At 58.7% G+C, this 14865-nt stretch carries 18 protein-coding genes; 14 read left to right on the forward strand and 4 right to left on the reverse strand.

The genetic code is table 11. The features are described 5' to 3' along the window. Positions 1-73: 73 nt before the first annotated feature. The 3 genes from BMY44_RS00415 to fsa all read right to left on the reverse strand — a co-directional run bounded on the left by BMY44_RS00415 (position 74) and on the right by fsa (position 2482). The gene (locus tag BMY44_RS00415; protein WP_089994290.1) at positions 74-988 is read right to left on the reverse strand and encodes a tyrosine recombinase XerC; all 915 of its coding nucleotides are present in this window, start codon (positions 986-988) and stop codon (positions 74-76) included. Beyond that, positions 985-1692: a DUF484 family protein gene (locus BMY44_RS00420; RefSeq protein WP_089988909.1), complete on the reverse strand. Its 708-nt coding sequence runs from the start codon at positions 1690-1692 to the stop codon at positions 985-987. Before BMY44_RS00420 ends, BMY44_RS00415 begins: the two co-directional genes overlap by 4 nt. A 136-nt stretch (positions 1693-1828) precedes the next feature. Beyond that, positions 1829-2482 (reverse strand): fructose-6-phosphate aldolase, encoded by a 654-nt coding sequence (fsa, locus tag BMY44_RS00425; RefSeq protein ID WP_089988911.1) that lies wholly within the window; start codon positions 2480-2482, stop codon positions 1829-1831. 75 nt (positions 2483-2557) lie between these two features. On the opposite strand from fsa, the gene BMY44_RS00430 reads away from it, so the two are divergent. The 5 genes from BMY44_RS00430 to BMY44_RS00450 all read left to right on the forward strand — a co-directional run bounded on the left by BMY44_RS00430 (position 2558) and on the right by BMY44_RS00450 (position 8317). After that, entirely contained in the window at positions 2558-4750 is a 2193-nt protein-coding gene (locus BMY44_RS00430; protein WP_089994293.1) for a primosomal protein N', read from the forward strand. A gap of 239 nt (positions 4751-4989) precedes the next feature. Then, complete coding sequence (locus tag BMY44_RS00435) at positions 4990-6219, forward strand: MFS transporter (RefSeq protein WP_089988914.1); 1230 nt, start codon at positions 4990-4992, stop codon at positions 6217-6219. Between the two features lie 65 nt (positions 6220-6284). After that, the gene (gene msrA, locus BMY44_RS00440; RefSeq protein WP_089988916.1) at positions 6285-6935 is read left to right on the forward strand and encodes a peptide-methionine (S)-S-oxide reductase MsrA; all 651 of its coding nucleotides are present in this window, start codon (positions 6285-6287) and stop codon (positions 6933-6935) included. Between the two features lie 60 nt (positions 6936-6995). Beyond that, positions 6996-7868 carry a 50S ribosomal protein L11 methyltransferase gene (locus BMY44_RS00445; RefSeq protein WP_089988919.1) on the forward strand — a complete coding sequence of 291 codons (873 nt, stop codon included), beginning with the start codon at positions 6996-6998 and terminating at the stop codon, positions 7866-7868. A 104-nt stretch (positions 7869-7972) separates the two neighbouring features. After that, on the forward strand, positions 7973-8317 hold the full coding sequence (locus tag BMY44_RS00450; protein WP_242650444.1) for a hypothetical protein: 345 nt from the start codon (positions 7973-7975) through the stop codon (positions 8315-8317). A 100-nt stretch (positions 8318-8417) separates the two neighbouring features. Here the strand turns inward: BMY44_RS00450 and BMY44_RS00455 are convergent, their stop codons facing one another. Further along, a complete protein-coding gene (locus BMY44_RS00455; RefSeq protein WP_089994298.1) occupies positions 8418-8606 on the reverse strand; it encodes a DUF1127 domain-containing protein in 189 nt (62 codons plus the stop codon). A gap of 286 nt (positions 8607-8892) precedes the next feature. Between BMY44_RS00455 and ruvC the strand changes: the two genes are divergently transcribed. From ruvC to BMY44_RS00500, 9 genes are all read left to right on the forward strand, one after another. Beyond that, positions 8893-9399 carry a crossover junction endodeoxyribonuclease RuvC gene (ruvC, locus tag BMY44_RS00460; protein ID WP_165611827.1) on the forward strand — a complete coding sequence of 169 codons (507 nt, stop codon included), beginning with the start codon at positions 8893-8895 and terminating at the stop codon, positions 9397-9399. Further along, positions 9396-10055, forward strand: a complete 660-nt coding sequence (gene ruvA, locus BMY44_RS00465) for a Holliday junction branch migration protein RuvA (RefSeq protein ID WP_089988924.1) — start codon at positions 9396-9398, stop codon at positions 10053-10055. Before ruvC ends, ruvA begins: the two co-directional genes overlap by 4 nt. 9 nt (positions 10056-10064) lie before the next feature. Then, on the forward strand, positions 10065-11087 hold the full coding sequence (gene ruvB, locus BMY44_RS00470; RefSeq protein ID WP_089988927.1) for a Holliday junction branch migration DNA helicase RuvB: 1023 nt from the start codon (positions 10065-10067) through the stop codon (positions 11085-11087). A 34-nt stretch (positions 11088-11121) separates the two neighbouring features. After that, positions 11122-11748, forward strand: coding sequence for a hypothetical protein (locus BMY44_RS00475; RefSeq protein WP_089994299.1), 627 nt, complete (start codon positions 11122-11124; stop codon positions 11746-11748). Beyond that, positions 11745-12152 carry a tol-pal system-associated acyl-CoA thioesterase gene (gene ybgC, locus BMY44_RS00480; protein ID WP_089988930.1) on the forward strand — a complete coding sequence of 136 codons (408 nt, stop codon included), beginning with the start codon at positions 11745-11747 and terminating at the stop codon, positions 12150-12152. The genes BMY44_RS00475 and ybgC overlap by 4 nt, the downstream gene beginning before the upstream one ends. 92 nt (positions 12153-12244) lie before the next feature. Next, positions 12245-12895 carry a protein TolQ gene (gene tolQ, locus BMY44_RS00485; protein ID WP_089994302.1) on the forward strand — a complete coding sequence of 217 codons (651 nt, stop codon included), beginning with the start codon at positions 12245-12247 and terminating at the stop codon, positions 12893-12895. A gap of 1 nt (position 12896) precedes the next feature. After that, on the forward strand, positions 12897-13373 hold the full coding sequence (locus BMY44_RS00490; protein WP_089988933.1) for an ExbD/TolR family protein: 477 nt from the start codon (positions 12897-12899) through the stop codon (positions 13371-13373). A gap of 4 nt (positions 13374-13377) precedes the next feature. Beyond that, positions 13378-14499, forward strand: coding sequence for a hypothetical protein (locus tag BMY44_RS00495; RefSeq protein WP_089988935.1), 1122 nt, complete (start codon positions 13378-13380; stop codon positions 14497-14499). Further along, positions 14496-14840: a hypothetical protein gene (locus BMY44_RS00500; protein WP_089988938.1), complete on the forward strand. Its 345-nt coding sequence runs from the start codon at positions 14496-14498 to the stop codon at positions 14838-14840. Before BMY44_RS00495 ends, BMY44_RS00500 begins: the two co-directional genes overlap by 4 nt. Positions 14841-14865: the final 25 nt, after the last annotated feature.

A 14865-nucleotide genomic window follows, 5' to 3' on the forward strand; every position in this document is an offset into this window, starting at 1 on the left:
GCTGGCAATGGTTGCGCGGGCAGGAGCCTCCGGCGGAAGTTTGATTGGACAAAGAAAGACAAAGGATCCCCAGTCATGCGCGCGGATGCGCTTTGTCATAGACCTCCATCAGCCGCGCGGTATCGACGGCGGTGTAGGCTTGAGTCGTGGAAAGTGACGCGTGTCCGAGCAATTCCTGTATTGCACGCAGGTCGCCACCGGCGTTCAGCAGATGGGTCGCAAAGCTGTGCCGCATGGCGTGTGGTGTCGCTGTTGCCGGCAGTCCAAGCTGCAGGCGCGCCTTTTCCATCACCTTCTGGATCATGCGCGGATTGAGCGCACCGCCCCTCGCCCCGCGAAACAGTGGCAGGCCCGGTTCCTGGGGGTGTGGGCAGAGCTTCAGGTAGACATCCACCGCATCGCGGGCCGCGTCGATCACCGGCACGATCCGTTCCTTGTCGCCCTTCCCCATGATCCGCAGCGTCGCAGGCAAGGGCGCATCCTTGCCTTTCAAACCCAGTGCTTCGGATATACGGAGGCCGCAGCCATAGAGCAGGGTGACAACCGCGCTGTCACGCGCGGCGACCCAGCCTTCCAGTGATTGCAGCTCGACCGTTTCGATCATCCGGCTGGCGGCATCTTCTGCCAACGGGCGGGGCAGCTTTTTCTGAAATTTGGGGGCGCGGGTCGACAGCACTGCTGTAGGTTCAAAACCTTCGCGTTCTGCGAGCCAGCGATAGAATGTCTTGACTGCCGAGAGTTGGCGCGCGAGCGAGCGCGCCCCGACCCCGCGGCCGCGTTCATGTGCCATCCACGATCGCATATCGCTGACGCTGATCCGGGAGACCGGGCCCAGACCTTGCTGTGCGCCATGATGACCGGACATGAAGGCCAGAAAGCCCATGACATCTGCCTGATAGGCCTTGAGCGTGTTGTCCGCCGCATCAAGTAGCGCCCGCTGGTGATCAAGCCACCCGGCGAGCGCGTTGGTCAGCGCCGGGGCGATCAGGCCAGCCACCTGCGCATCGTGCGTTCAAAAACACCTGTGAAGAACGTCAGGAGGTCAGTGCCCTGTTGCGGCGTGAACAGATGCGGGTCTTCCGACCCCATCACCAGCATGCCCGGCATGCGGCCTTCACCGAGGTCAAGCTTCAGACAAGCCTCAGAGCGGATGTAATCCGCCTGTTCGGCATAGATGGTGTCGTCATCGGCTTGTGTCTGGCGCAGAGTAACCTGACGCACGGGAATATCGCGCCCTTGCGTAATGTAGAAATCGCAAAAACCCGGTTTGCCGACCTTGAGCACGCTGTCCATCTTCTTGACGGCCGGATCGTCGCCGCTTTCTTCCGATTCAAGCACAAGTCGCATAACATCGACGCGCAGCGTATCGGCGACCTCGGTCGTCAGATCGTGCAGGAATACTTCGAATTTGGTCGCATCCATCAGCCGCAGCACGGCGCGGTGGATCTGGTTCGTCCCGGCAAGGTTTTCATATGCGGCCGCAATCACCGACCTGTGCGTGTCTTCAAGCCGATCCAGGCGGGCGGCAAGCCGTTCCATCGCAATGCCACGCAGGTCAACGATATTTGTGCCCATCGTCTGTTCGTTCGCCGCCACAAGGGCGCGCATAATATCCTGATCTTCCAACAGAACGTCGGGGTCAGCGATGATTTTCTCACGGACGTGGGCGTCCATCAGGGGTTTACTACTCATGTACCTGCTCATTGGCTTATTTTGGTCATGGTGTAGCAGGTCGTCGCGGGCATTTCTGCCCTTTTTTCGCATCATGGATAAAAAAAGCCTTTGACTGTGATGTACAGTCAAAGGCCTGTAGGTCGTATCGGCAGGCTTACAAAATCTTGATACCGGCCTTTTTGACATCGGCCATGAAGCCATCCAGCCCTTTGTCTGTCAGCACGTGGTTTGCCATCGCCTTGATGACGTTGGGTGGTGCCGTCGCGACGTCGGCCCCGATCTTGGCGCATTCACTCATATGATTGGCAGAACGGATCGAGGCGGCAAGAATCTGTGTTTCGAAGCCGTAGTTGTCATAGATCGTGCGGATGTCCTCGATCAGTTCGAGTCCGTCGAGATTGATGTCATCCAGTCGTCCGATAAACGGGCTGATAAAGCTCGCACCAGCCTTGGCAGCCAGAAGTGCCTGATTTGCTGAAAAGCAGAGCGTGACGTTGACCATCGTGCCTTCATCACTCAGCGCCTTGCAGGTCTGCAGACCAGCCCATGTCAGCGGCACCTTGACGGCGATATTTGGGGCGATCTTGGCAAGTTTGCGTCCCTCGGCGAGCATTGTGTCCGCGTCAAGCGCAACGACTTCTGCGGAAACCGGGCCGTCGACGATGTCGCAAATTTCCATGGTCACTTCGAGGATATCACGACCGGATTTGGCGATCAGTGAAGGGTTCGTTGTGACCCCGTCCACCATGCCCAATGCGTGCAGTTCCTTGATGGCGTCAATCTCGGCGGTATCGACAAAGAATTTCATGTGCTCTCTCCGGGGATGGGTTGGCGTTTGATTGCCGCTCGTTTACCTGATGGGGGCAACCCTGAAAAGGCCGATATGGATTTGATGCATTTCAATGAAGGTGAGTTGGTGGGTGTTCTGACAACGCAGCCGATAGACCGCGTTCTTGACTACAAGGCACCCGAAGGCGGCGTGATGCTTGGGGCCTTTGTCGAGGTGCCGCTGGGTCCGCGCAAAGTGATCGGTGTTGTCTGGGGCAAGGGTACGGGCGACTACGACTATGCCAAGGTCAGGTCCATCATCCGCGTTCTGGATGTTGCCCCGATGCGCGAGGAAATGCAGACGTTTCTGGCCCGTGCGGCCGCATATACGTTGACGCCGATGTCGGCGATGCTGCGCCTTGCGACACGTGCCCCGGGGCTGGGTGATCCGCCATCCATGCGCAAGGTTTATCGTCTGGGAACGGGCGCGCCGGATCGCATTACCGATGCCCGCACAAAGGTGATCGAGGTCTTGCGGGATTACGGCGGCTTGTCATTCACCATGAAGGAACTGGCCGAAATGGCGGGTGTCGGCACATCCGTCGTCAAGGGACTCGTGAAGCAGGGGGTCGTCAGTGAGGAAGAAGCACCGCGCGACACGCCTTACCCTGCCTTGGATCCCGACTATGGCCGCAAGGCACTGACAGCAGATCAGGAAGAAGTCGCAACGGTTCTGCTCGACGGTATTGCAGCTGGCACCTATGGAACGACTCTTTTGAAAGGCGTCACCGGATCGGGCAAGACCGAGGTATATCTGGAGGCGGTCGCGGCCTGCCTGCGCGCGGGACGGCAGGCATTGGTATTGCTGCCGGAGATTGCGTTGACCGGTGAATTTCTGACCCGGGTCGAGGCCCGTTTCGGGATGAAGCCAGCAGAATGGCATTCCGGTGTCACGATGACCGAACGCCGCCGCTGCTGGAAAATGGTCGGTCAGGGGGCGGCCCAGCTTGTTGTCGGCGCGCGCTCGGCCTTGTTCCTACCCTTTCAGAACCTTGGCCTGATCGTCGTCGATGAAGAACATGACACGTCCTACAAACAAGAGGACGGGGTCCTTTATAATGCGCGTGATATGGCCGTTTTGCGCGCGTCATTGAACGATGCGCAGGTCATTCTGGCATCGGCCACGCCGTCGCTTGAAAGCTGGGCGAATGTCGAAGCGGGGAAGTACCACCGGCTGACACTGACGTCACGCTTTGGCGATGCGGTGCTGCCGCAGATGTCCGCCATCGACATGCGGGTCGAGGATGTGCCGGGTGGAAAATGGGTGTCTCCTGCGCTGAAGAACGCGATGAAAGACCGGCTGGAAAAACACGAACAATCGCTGATCTTTCTCAATAGGCGCGGCTATGCCCCGATCACGCTGTGTCGGGCATGTGGCCATCAGATTGGCTGCGACCATTGCGACGCCCGCATGGTCGAACATCGCTTTCTCAAGCGGTTGATGTGCCATCAATGCGGCGAAACCAAACCAATGCCGACCAAGTGCCCCCATTGCGAGGCCGAGGATCGGTTGTCAGCTGTCGGCCCCGGCGTGGAGCGGATGGGCGAAGAAGTGCAGGCGCTGTTTCCGGATGCCCGCGTTGCTGTTTTATCGTCGGACCTTTACGGATCAGCCCGCGCCATGAAGGCGCATATCGAAGAGATTGCGCAAGGGGGCTGCGATATCATCATCGGCACCCAACTTGTCGCAAAAGGGCATAACTTTCCGAATTTGACACTTGTAGGCGTCATTGATGCAGACCTCGGCTTGCAAGGCTCTGATCTGCGCGCGGCAGAACGCACGTTTCAGCTGATGCGGCAGGTCGCGGGGCGCGCCGGTCGGGCGGAAAAGCCGGGCGAGGCTCTGTTGCAGACCTACCAGCCAGAACACGCGGTCATTCGCGCCATCCTTGCAGGTGACGAAGAAAGCTTTTGGGCCGCCGAAGCAGAAGAGCGCAAGGCCGCGGGTGTTCCGCCTTATGGACGCATGGCAGGAATCGTTCTTTCTTCGCCCAACGTGCAAGAGGTATTCGATGTCGGTGCGGATATGGCGCGCCGCGATATGCCCCTGCGCGAAATCGGTGCGCAAGTTTTTGGCCCCGCCCCGGCGCCGATCGCGCGGATACGGGGGCGCCATCGTGTGCGCCTGCTGGTGAAGGCCGACAAGCAAGCTCCGTTGCAAAAGGCGCTGGCGACATGGGTCGGGCAATTCAAACTGCCAAACAGCTTGCGGCTGTCTATCGACATTGATCCGCAGAGTTTTTACTGAACTCGTCTTTCGACGATAACGGCACCATCATCAGGCTGACCTGCAAACCATAATTGTCGCAGGTTCTGGCATGAGGGTTCGGACTGAAATTCGAGGTGGTTCTTGGCTGATTGTGTCACGAACGGAACTGCCAAATCGATTTGGAATGCAGATGGCGCAAGAACGTTAGCGCCCCATTATCGCAAGTCGGTCGGGCCATTCTACTCGCCATGTCCGGACAATGGCGCTAAACCGAATGAATGCGCACCTTGCCATTGTCAGAAACCACTGCCCTGCCATTCTGGCGACGTCCCATCGGCCTGCTGGTCCTGATGGCAATTGCGATGCCAATCGCCTTTTCGACGTGGTCGGCCCTTCTGAACAACTTCGTCATCGAAGCGGCGGCATTCGACGGATCTGACATCGGCTGGCTGCATACCGTGCGCGAAATTCCGGGCTTTCTGGCTGTCGGCGTCATTGCGATCATCATGTTCGTACGCGAACAGGTGTTGGGCATGGTCGCGTTGATCATGCTGGGTGTTGCGACAGCGCTGACGGCGCAATTCCCGTCGATCGGCGGTATCCTCACCCTGACGATGCTGTCCTCAATCGGGTTTCACTACTACGAGACCGTTAATCAAAGCCTGCAATTGCAGTGGATTGAAAAGGCGAAGGCCCCGCAGACGATCGGCTGGCTGATGGCAACCGGCTCTGCCGCGACGCTGGTGGTATATATCATCATCATGTTCACTTGGGATCGCATGGGCTTGTCCTATAATCTGGTCTACATGGTGTCCGGCTCGATCACTGCGATCATCGCTTTTGTCGCTTTGGTCGCCTATCCGCAATTCGAAGCGCCAAACCCGCAGATCAAAAGAATGATCCTGCGCGAACGCTATTGGCTTTATTATGCGTTGCAGTTCATGTCGGGCGCGCGGCGTCAGATATTCGTTGTCTTTGCAGGCTTCATGATGGTTGAACGGTTCGGGTTCGCCGTGCATGAGATCACCCAGCTTTACCTGATCAACCTTGTCGCCAACATCATCTTTGCGCCGCTCATGGGCCGTGTCGTCACCCTATTCGGAGAGCGCAAAGCCTTGCTGTTCGAGTATGCAGGCCTTGTCAGTGTGTTTTTGGCCTATGGCGGGCTGTATTACTTTGGCTGGGGCGTCGTACTTGCGGTCGTACTTTATATTCTGGATCACATGTTCTTTGCGCTCGCGCTTGCGCTGAAAACATATTTCCAGAAAATAGCCGATCCCGGTGATATCGCCCCGACTGCCGCAGTCGCCTTTACCATCAACCATATCGCAGCAGTCTTCCTGCCGGCGGGACTTGGGTATCTGTGGCTGACGTCTCCTGCGTCAGTGTTCGTTCTTGCGGCAGCAATGGCTGCGACGTCTTTTGCACTTGCGATGCTGATCCCGCGCCACCCTGAACCAGGGCGCGAGACGATCTTTTCCCGCCCCGTTCCCAAACCGGCGGAATAGCTGCGACTGGCAACGCCATACCTGCGCACCTATATCTGTCAGGAACCCTAGCAAAAGGATGACAGATGTTTTCCCTCTTCCGCGACAAGTCCGAGATGATCACGCCCGACGCAGCCTTGCCGGGCCGCGACACGCCGATCCCCACCGCTGATACGCATTTTGTCTATGGATCGCCCCTGATGGCCGATGTGCCCGCCGGTATGGAGGAAGCCATGTTCGGTATGGGCTGTTTCTGGGGGGTGGAACGAATGTTCTGGCAGCTTGATGGTGTAGCCAGCACAATGGTTGGCTATGCCGGCGGCTTTACGCCCAATCCGACCTACGAAGAGGTTTGCAGCGGTAAGACAGGTCACAATGAGGTCGTGCGCGTCGTCTACAACCCCAGCAAAATCAGCTATGACCAACTGCTTCAGACCTTCTGGGAAGGCCATGATCCAACGCAGGGCATGCGTCAGGGCAATGACCGTGGCACGCAGTATCGCTCTGGCATCTACACCTATTCCGAAGCACAGAAAGTCGCGGCGGAAAAATCCCGAGACGCGTTTGCCCCCCGCCTGTCAGAGGCAGGCTATGGCGCGATCACGACCGAAATCGTGGATGCCCCGACGTTCTATTTCGCCGAGGATTATCATCAGCAGTATCTCGCAAAAATTCCCAACGGCTATTGCGGGATCGGCGGCACGGGTGTGACTTGCCCGATTGGCGTCGGCGTCTGATCCATTGAACTGACAGGCGGGGCAGGCTAGGCGGTGTGCAACACCACGAAAGGCTGCCCTATGACAACCTATTCCGCCCTGACAACCATGTCCGGTCAGGACACCGCGAACGCGCTGGCCGAAGCACTCGAAGCCTTGACGCCCGAACCCACGGGCATCGGGGTGTTCGAGGTCGAAGATGGCTCGGGGCTTTGGGAGGTTGGTGCCTATTTTACGGATCCGCCGGATGAGGCAGGACTGGCCGTCTTGGCCGTCATGCATGACGTAAAGCCATTCGTGGTTTCGGAAATCCCCGATCAGGATTGGGTCGCAAAGGTGCGGCGCGATTTGCCCCCTGTCGAAGCGGGCCGCTTTTTTGTATACGGCGGACACGATGCGGACAAAGTGCCTGCCGACGCGATCCCGCTGCTGATCGAAGCCGCGATGGCCTTTGGCACGGGACATCACGGCACTACACTTGGCTGTCTCAAGGCATTGGACCGGCTGGTGACGCAGGGTGTTTCGGCAGAACGGGTCATTGATGTGGGTTGCGGTACGGCCGTTCTTGGCATGGCAGCAGCGCACGTGTTCCCGAACAAGGTTCTGGCCAGCGATATTGATCCGGTTGCAGTCGATGTCGCAAATGCCAACGTTATTGCAAACAACCTCACAGAGCGCGTCGATTGCGTGATCGCTGCTGGTTTCGATGCACCCGCGTTGCGCGACGCGGCCCCATTCGATCTGGTCTTTGCAAACATCCTGAAAGGGCCTTTAATCGCGCTTTCCGCCGATATGGGACGGTCCGTGACAGCCAGCGGTCATGTGATTCTCTCGGGGATTCTGAACGAACAAGCAGCGGAAGTGATCGACGTTTATACACGTGCCGGGTTCAATCTGGTCCACCAGGAAAGCATTGTTGACTGGACGACGCTGACGATGCAGCGAATGGCTTAGATTTACCGCGAATTGTCCGGAATTCGACGTTTTGCCCCATTTTCGCCACATTTGAACGCGACCTTAGGTGAACTGAAGTGGGGGCTTCAGATTTGGAGACTGTCATGGCACTTGCCCATGCACCTTTCGAAAAACGTCTGCGTAAGATCATACGCAACCACAATCGCATGGCGAATGGGGTCGTCCATACCATGCGAAAGGATGGTTTGATCGTGGCCAAGCCGCGCATCTACAATCCGCGCTTCCCGCTTCGGGGCCTGGTTCTGCTGATCGCTGCTGCGTTCCTGTTCAAAGGCTATATTTATGCCTCCTTGGGTCCGGCGGATTACAACAGTCGTGTCGCTGCACTTGGCGAAGGGACATTGATCGAACAGGCCGGCGCTTGGATGATGTATGCGGATATTGCGACCGTTTACATCGGTACATTCATGAATGGTCTCGGGCTCTGAACATCTGTTTAGACGGGGCACAAAAAAGGGCTGCATCCTGATCAAGGATGCAGCCCTTTTTGTATGCACGGTGACGGTTCGTAAAGAACCGCCAACATGATTACATCTGATCGACGTCTGCGCGAGTCAGACCGATATCGTCCAGTTCACGTGCTGTAAGTTGCGACAAGGCTTTGCGTGTCAGGCGTGCGTCGTTCCATGCAGCAATCGAACCGAACAAATCGGAAGCCAAACGAGAGAAGCGACCTGCGCCAACGGCGACGGGACGGGTTGTGTCAAAAGCGGCCATGGCCAAGTTCCTACTGCTTGCTGCAATGCAGCGTTTCATCTCATAGGTGGCATCTAGGACCCGCATTTCGCTTTGACCAGACGATTTATTGCATGACTCATATGCGTTTTCATCATGCCTCATTTTTGGGCGGAAGTTGCCGTAACGTCCTGTCGTTCCGTCGTTTTTTCATGTCGCTTTTTCGCGTCGGATTGCGAATTAAGTCATGCGTGTGGCGAACGCGCTTGGTTTTTGTTCGCGTTTTGTGCTAATTGCGATCTAACAAAAAACAAGGGCAGGGGCAGTGATGCGCGTCATTGGGATTGATCCGGGGCTGCGGAATATGGGTTGGGGCATCATTGATGTCGCCGGAAGCCGACTCAGCCACGTTGCAAACGGCGTGTGTCACGGTGTCGGAGACACGCTGTCCGACCGCTTGCTTGCCCTCCACATTGCACTGAGCGAGGTCTTTTCGCTCCACCGTCCGGAAACCGCCGCAGTCGAACAGACGTTCGTGAACCGTGATGGAGCCGGAACCCTGAAACTCGGCCAGGCCCGTGGCATTGCCATGCTTGTGCCCGCACAAGCGGGTCTGTCCGTGGGTGAATACGCGCCCAATTCCGTGAAGAAGGCCGTGGTCGGGGTGGGGCATGCCGACAAGAAGCAGATCGATCATATGGTGCGTCTGCAACTGCCCGGTGTGGACATTGCCGGACCCGATGCCGCCGATGCCTTGGCCATTGCCATTTGCCACGCCCATCACGCGCAATCAGCCGACCAACTGGCCGCTGCACTGGCGAGGGCGGGCGCATGATCGGCAAGATCTCGGGCCGTCTTGAATATCGTGCGGAAGATCACGTTTTGATCGACGTGCGCGGGGTTGGCTATCTGGTCTATATCTCCAACCGCGTGATGGCGGGTCTGCCAGCGAACGGAGAGGCTGTTGCGCTTTATACTGATTTGCTGGTGCGCGAAGACAATCTGCAACTTTTCGGGTTCACGACTCTGGTCGAAAAGGAATGGCACCGTCTGCTGATGTCAGTGCAGGGGATCGGGGCGAAAGCGTCGATGGCTATCCTTGGCACGCTTGGCCCTGATGGAGTCAGCCGAGCGATCGCGCTGGGCGACTGGAACGCCTTGGCAAAGGCCAAGGGGGTCGGACCCAAGACGGCGCAGCGCGTCACGATTGAACTCAAAGACAAAGCACCAGGCGTGATGGCCATGGGGGGCACCATTGCGGATGCGACCGGTGACGCGGTGATCGAAACAGAGGCCCCGGCACAAGGCAGTGTCGCACGCACCCCGAAATCCAACCCGGCACAGGCAGAGGCGCTCTCGGCGCTTGGCAATCTTGGTTATGCACCGGGCGAAGCGGCAAGCGCCGTCGCCGAAGCTGCGGGCGCAACCCCTGAAGCCGATACGTCTGCACTGATCCGGGCGGCCTTGAAGCTGCTGGCCCCAAAAGGGTAGGGATGCGCCATGAGCGAACCCGATCCCACCCTGCGACCTGAACGCCAAGCTGACGATGCAGATCGCGCGTTGCGTCCGCAGACGCTGGATGAATTCATCGGGCAGCGCGATGCGCGAGCCAATCTGAAGGTCTTTATCGAAAGCGCACGGATGCGCGGCGAGGCGATGGATCACGCGCTGTTCCACGGCCCGCCCGGTCTTGGCAAGACCACTTTGGCGCAGATCATGGCGCGCGAGTTGGGCGTGAATTTCCGCATGACGTCTGGCCCGGTGCTGGCCAAAGCGGGCGATCTGGCCGCGATCCTGACAAACCTCGAAGCCCGCGATGTCCTGTTCATTGACGAAATCCACCGCCTGAACCCCGCCGTTGAAGAGGTGCTTTATCCCGCACTTGAGGATTTTGAGCTTGATCTTGTCATTGGTGAAGGTCCGGCGGCCCGGACCGTTCGGATCGAATTGCAACCCTTCACATTAGTCGGGGCCACGACGCGGATGGGTTTGCTGACCACGCCGCTGCGTGACCGGTTCGGCATCCCAACGCGTCTGGAATTTTACACGGTGGACGAACTGCATGAGATTGTGACCCGTGGTGCGCGCCTGATGGGTGCGCCTGCCGCGACCGAGGGCGCACAGGAGATCGCCAAACGTGCGCGGGGCACACCGCGGATTGCAGGCCGATTGCTGCGCCGCGTCGTCGATTTCGCTGTTGTCGAAGGTGATGGCACGATCACACGGGAAATTGCAGATCGCGCACTGACCCGGCTTGGTGTAGACGCCCTCGGCCTTGATAATGCAGACCGGCGTTATCTGCGCCTGATCGCGGAATCCTATGCGGGCGGCCCGGTCGGAGTTGAAACCCTGTCCGCCGCTTTGTCTGAAAGCCGCGATTCACTGGAAGACGTGATCGAACCCTATCTTCTGCAGCAGGGTCTGATCCAGCGCACGCCACGCGGGCGCATGCTCGCGGCGGCGGCATGGCGGCATCTGGGACTTGATGCGCCCAAGCGGCAAACGGATATGTTCGGAGGCTAGTGTGGATGCCTCCGGCGGGAGTATTTTGGGCAAGATGATGGATGAAAACGCTGTCGCAGATCTGTTTACCCGTGCTGACGGTTCTTACCTGTTTGCCCGCTGGGGCCGGCCATTGGTGCCCGTGGTCTTTGGCGTGGACGAGCCGACCCTGTCCGTCTTCAAAGGCGCGATCGAGGCGGTGGTGACCTTGGCCGATCACAAAATGGCCGAAACCGATCCCGAGCTTGGTGCGAACCTGATGGTCTTTTTCTGCAACGCCTGGGACGAATTGCCCGAGGTGCCCCATCTGGACAAGCTTGTCCCCGATCTTCTGCCGCTTGTCGCGCGCTTGAAGGGAGCAGATGCCAACCAGTACCGCATTTTCCGATTCGACGAAGCCAATGCGATCAAGGCGGCTTTCGTCTTCATTCGTATGGACACGCATCTGCAAACTGTGTCCGCCGATACGCTGGCGCTGTCGCAGGCTGTGCAGACGATCCTCTTGTGGTCCGACCGTGCCTTCACGGATCATAGTCCACTTGCTGCTGTCAATGACAAGACGGTGCTGCGCCCCGAGATCGCGCAAGTTATCCGCGCCGCTTATGATCCGGTGATGCCCTCTGTTGCGCATGATGCCAGCCATGCCTTGCGCCTTGCAGCGCGCATCGGGGTCATGCAATGACCCATCGTTTGCCCGTGAAAGTCTATTATGAAGATACCGACATGGGGGGGGTCGTTTACTATGCCAATTATCTGAAGTTCATCGAACGCGCCCGGTCCGAGATCGTCGAAGACCTGGGTGTCGACCAGAACGCGATGAAGGCGGCGGGGATCGTCTTTGTCGTTACCCGCGTAGAAGCGGATTATCTGGCCGCAGCCAAACTAGGCGACCGTCTGGACGTGCTGACGGACCATGATGCCGCGTCACCTGTGCGTTGGGTCTTTGCGCAGCGGGTGATGCGCGGCGACACCCTGCTGTTTCAGGCGCAAGTTACCGCGGTTTGCATGTCAACCGGTGGCAAACCGACCCGTCTTCCAGCGGAAATTCGCGCAAAACTCGGCGCTTCTTCACGAAAAGTCCAATAGCCACCCCAAGGAATTTGGGTTAAGACACGTCCCAATAGAGCCCGTCAAGCCGGGCCACAGGACAGAGCAGGCTTATGGAACAAGAATTCACGATGTGGGCGTTGTTTATGCGCGCCACGATCACGGTCAAACTGGTGATGATCATGTTGATCGTCGCGTCGATCTGGTGCTGGGGTGTGATCTACGACAAGTGGCGGCAATACCAGAAGGCCCGCAGGGAAGCCGACCTCTTTGATCGCGCTTTCTGGTCCGGAGAGCCGCTTGACACCCTCTATGACAAGATCGGTGCAACCCCGCAGGGCCCTTCGGAAAAGATATTTGCCGCTGGCATGGAAGAATGGCGCAGGTCGCACAAACAGGACGGCGGCTTGATTGCCGGAGCGACGGCGCGCATCGACCGGTCGATGGACGTGGCCATCGCCAAGGAGGCAGGTAAATTGCAGAAAGGTTTGCCGGTTCTAGCCACGGTCGGCTCGACCGCCCCCTTTGTCGGACTGTTCGGCACCGTTTGGGGCATCATGAACGCCTTCATCGAAATCGCAGAGCAGCAGAATACGAACCTGGCCGTCGTCGCACCCGGCATTGCCGAGGCTTTGTTGGCGACCGGCCTTGGGCTGCTGGCTGCGATTCCGGCGGTTATCTATTACAACAAGTTGTCCGCGGACAGTGATCGCATCGTCGCCGGATACGAAGCCTTTGCCGACGAATTCGCGACCATTCTCAGCCGCCAGTTGGACAGTTGATATGGGTGCCGGTGTCATGAAGTCCGACAACGGTGGCGGGACGCGCCGCCGTCGTCGATCACGTCGCGGACAACCGATGTCGGAAATCAACGTGACCCCATTTGTGGACGTCATGCTTGTTTTGCTGATCATCTTTATGGTTGCCGCCCCTTTGTCCATCGTCGGGCCAAGTGTCGAGCTTCCTGAAACCGCCGCCGATGCCTTTCCGTCAGACGACGAGGAACCGCTGACCGTGACTATCCTTGCAGATGGCAGCCTGACCATTCAGGATTCACCAACCGCAGAGTCCGAATTCGCGGCGAAACTGCAAGCCATTGCGACCGAGCGCGAAGGCGACCGCGTCTTCCTGCGTGCGGATGGAGCCAACGACTGGAACCGTGTCGCCCAGGTGATGGGCGCGCTCAACAGTGCGGGTTTCAGCAATATCGGGCTTGTCACGGATATTGGCGGCCCGACCTTCAACGGATCCGACGGATAACGCGATGGCCACCCCCGGCACCTATATTTCTGCCGTGGGCCACGCCGGGTTGCTGATTTGGCTACTCGCCGGATGGGGCTTGTCACAAGACCCGCTGGAATTCGAGACCACGAATTTCACGACCGTGTCGGGCGAGGAATTTGCCGCCATGATGGCAGCACGTTCACCGAATCCGGGCACAGCAGAGCCAACAGCCTTAGTGCAGCCCGAACCTGAGCAGCAGCCCGATTTGCCCGAACCGGATGAAACCGTCGCCGCGGTAGAGCCGCCCACGCCCGTGACGCCACCGGAAGAAGAGACCCCGCCGCCAGAAGCGCCGGCCCCCCCGGCCCCTGTGAGCGATGTCACCGATACGTTGCCGGACGTGGTCAGCCCGCCCGCGCCTGAACCTTCGCCAGCGATAGACGAACCGATTGCGGATACGCCTCCTCAGCAGCGCCCGTCCGATCGTGTTGCACCCGAACCTGTGGCGCCTCCTGAACCGGATGTCCGCATCGATGATGTCGCGCAAGAGGCGACCGAACCAACCGAGGCACCGACTGACGAAGTGGTACCAGAGGAACCACAGGAAGAGACCGCCCAGGAACAGGCCACCGAAGAGATCGTCGCTGAGGCGGTGACCCCGTCAGGTGCGCCCGAACGCTCGGTCCGTCCGACCGCGCGTCCGAACCGGCCAGCCCCTGTCGAAGAACCCGCAAGCGAGCCGGTGGTCAGCGAAACCCCACCCAGCAATGACGCTGTCGAGAATGTTTTGGCCGATATCGTCGGGGAGGAAACCCCCGCACAGCCCGATGTTCCAGAAGGCCCGCCAATGTCCGGATCGGAGCGCGAGGGCTTTCGCGTCGCCGTTAACGCCTGTTGGAACGTTGATCCAGGATCGGTCGCGGCCCGCGTCACGGTCGTCGCGGCGTTCAGCCTGACGCCCGAAGGCAAGGTCGAAGCCAATCAGGTCAGGCTGGTGTCGTCGGAAGGTGACCAGTCCGCGGTTGATACTGCGTTTCAGGCGGCGCGCCGCGCGATTCTGCGCTGTCAGGGCCAGACCGGCTATGACCTTCCGGCAGAAAAATACGGACAGTGGAAAGATGTCGAAATCACATTCGATCCGTCGGGAATGCGGCTCAGATGATGCGTGGCTTGCTTGCTGTTCTGCTGATTTGGCCATGCCTTGCTTTTGGTCAGGAATGGCTCGGCACATTTCGTCAGGCGATCGGTGCATGCTGGAACACGGCTGGTATTACGGAAAGCGTGACAGTGCGTTTTCAGCTTGATGCGGACGGGCGGGTCAGCACTGACATAATGCTGGTCGGTATCAACAATCCGACCGATGCCCAATCAGACGCATTCCTTGCTGCTCGACGTGCAATTTTACGATGCCAGGGCGAAAACGGATTTGATCTGCCCCTTGACGATTATGCGCTTTGGCAGGAGGTGGAGCTGAATTTCACCCTGCCGGCAGGCGATTCCTGACGATGGCAAGCACCAATCCGCGCAA

Origin of the sequence: Cognatiyoonia koreensis (assembly GCF_900109295.1) — a bacterium.
Taxonomy (GTDB): Bacteria; Pseudomonadota; Alphaproteobacteria; order Rhodobacterales; family Rhodobacteraceae; genus Cognatiyoonia; species Cognatiyoonia koreensis.

Bases quoted from the DNA above. Each gene is read 5' to 3' on its own strand.
- BMY44_RS00420 (WP_089988909.1), bottom strand. From the start codon at position 1,692: ATGAGTAGTAAACCCCTGATGGACGCCCACGTCCGTGAGAAAATCATC.
- fsa (WP_089988911.1), bottom strand. From the start codon at position 2,482: ATGAAATTCTTTGTCGATACCGCCGAGATTGACGCCATCAAGGAACTG.
- BMY44_RS00430 (WP_089994293.1), top strand. From the start codon at position 2,558: ATGGATTTGATGCATTTCAATGAAGGTGAGTTGGTGGGTGTTCTGACA.
- BMY44_RS00435 (WP_089988914.1), top strand. From the start codon at position 4,990: ATGCGCACCTTGCCATTGTCAGAAACCACTGCCCTGCCATTCTGGCGA.
- msrA (WP_089988916.1), top strand. From the start codon at position 6,285: ATGTTTTCCCTCTTCCGCGACAAGTCCGAGATGATCACGCCCGACGCA.
- BMY44_RS00445 (WP_089988919.1), top strand. From the start codon at position 6,996: ATGACAACCTATTCCGCCCTGACAACCATGTCCGGTCAGGACACCGCG.
- BMY44_RS00450 (WP_242650444.1), top strand. From the start codon at position 7,973: ATGGCACTTGCCCATGCACCTTTCGAAAAACGTCTGCGTAAGATCATA.
- BMY44_RS00455 (WP_089994298.1), bottom strand. From the start codon at position 8,606: ATGGCCGCTTTTGACACAACCCGTCCCGTCGCCGTTGGCGCAGGTCGC.
- ruvC (WP_165611827.1), top strand. From the start codon at position 8,893: ATGCGCGTCATTGGGATTGATCCGGGGCTGCGGAATATGGGTTGGGGC.
- ruvA (WP_089988924.1), top strand. From the start codon at position 9,396: ATGATCGGCAAGATCTCGGGCCGTCTTGAATATCGTGCGGAAGATCAC.
- ruvB (WP_089988927.1), top strand. From the start codon at position 10,065: ATGAGCGAACCCGATCCCACCCTGCGACCTGAACGCCAAGCTGACGAT.
- BMY44_RS00475 (WP_089994299.1), top strand. From the start codon at position 11,122: ATGATGGATGAAAACGCTGTCGCAGATCTGTTTACCCGTGCTGACGGT.
- ybgC (WP_089988930.1), top strand. From the start codon at position 11,745: ATGACCCATCGTTTGCCCGTGAAAGTCTATTATGAAGATACCGACATG.
- tolQ (WP_089994302.1), top strand. From the start codon at position 12,245: ATGTGGGCGTTGTTTATGCGCGCCACGATCACGGTCAAACTGGTGATG.
- BMY44_RS00490 (WP_089988933.1), top strand. From the start codon at position 12,897: ATGGGTGCCGGTGTCATGAAGTCCGACAACGGTGGCGGGACGCGCCGC.
- BMY44_RS00495 (WP_089988935.1), top strand. From the start codon at position 13,378: ATGGCCACCCCCGGCACCTATATTTCTGCCGTGGGCCACGCCGGGTTG.
- BMY44_RS00500 (WP_089988938.1), top strand. From the start codon at position 14,496: ATGATGCGTGGCTTGCTTGCTGTTCTGCTGATTTGGCCATGCCTTGCT.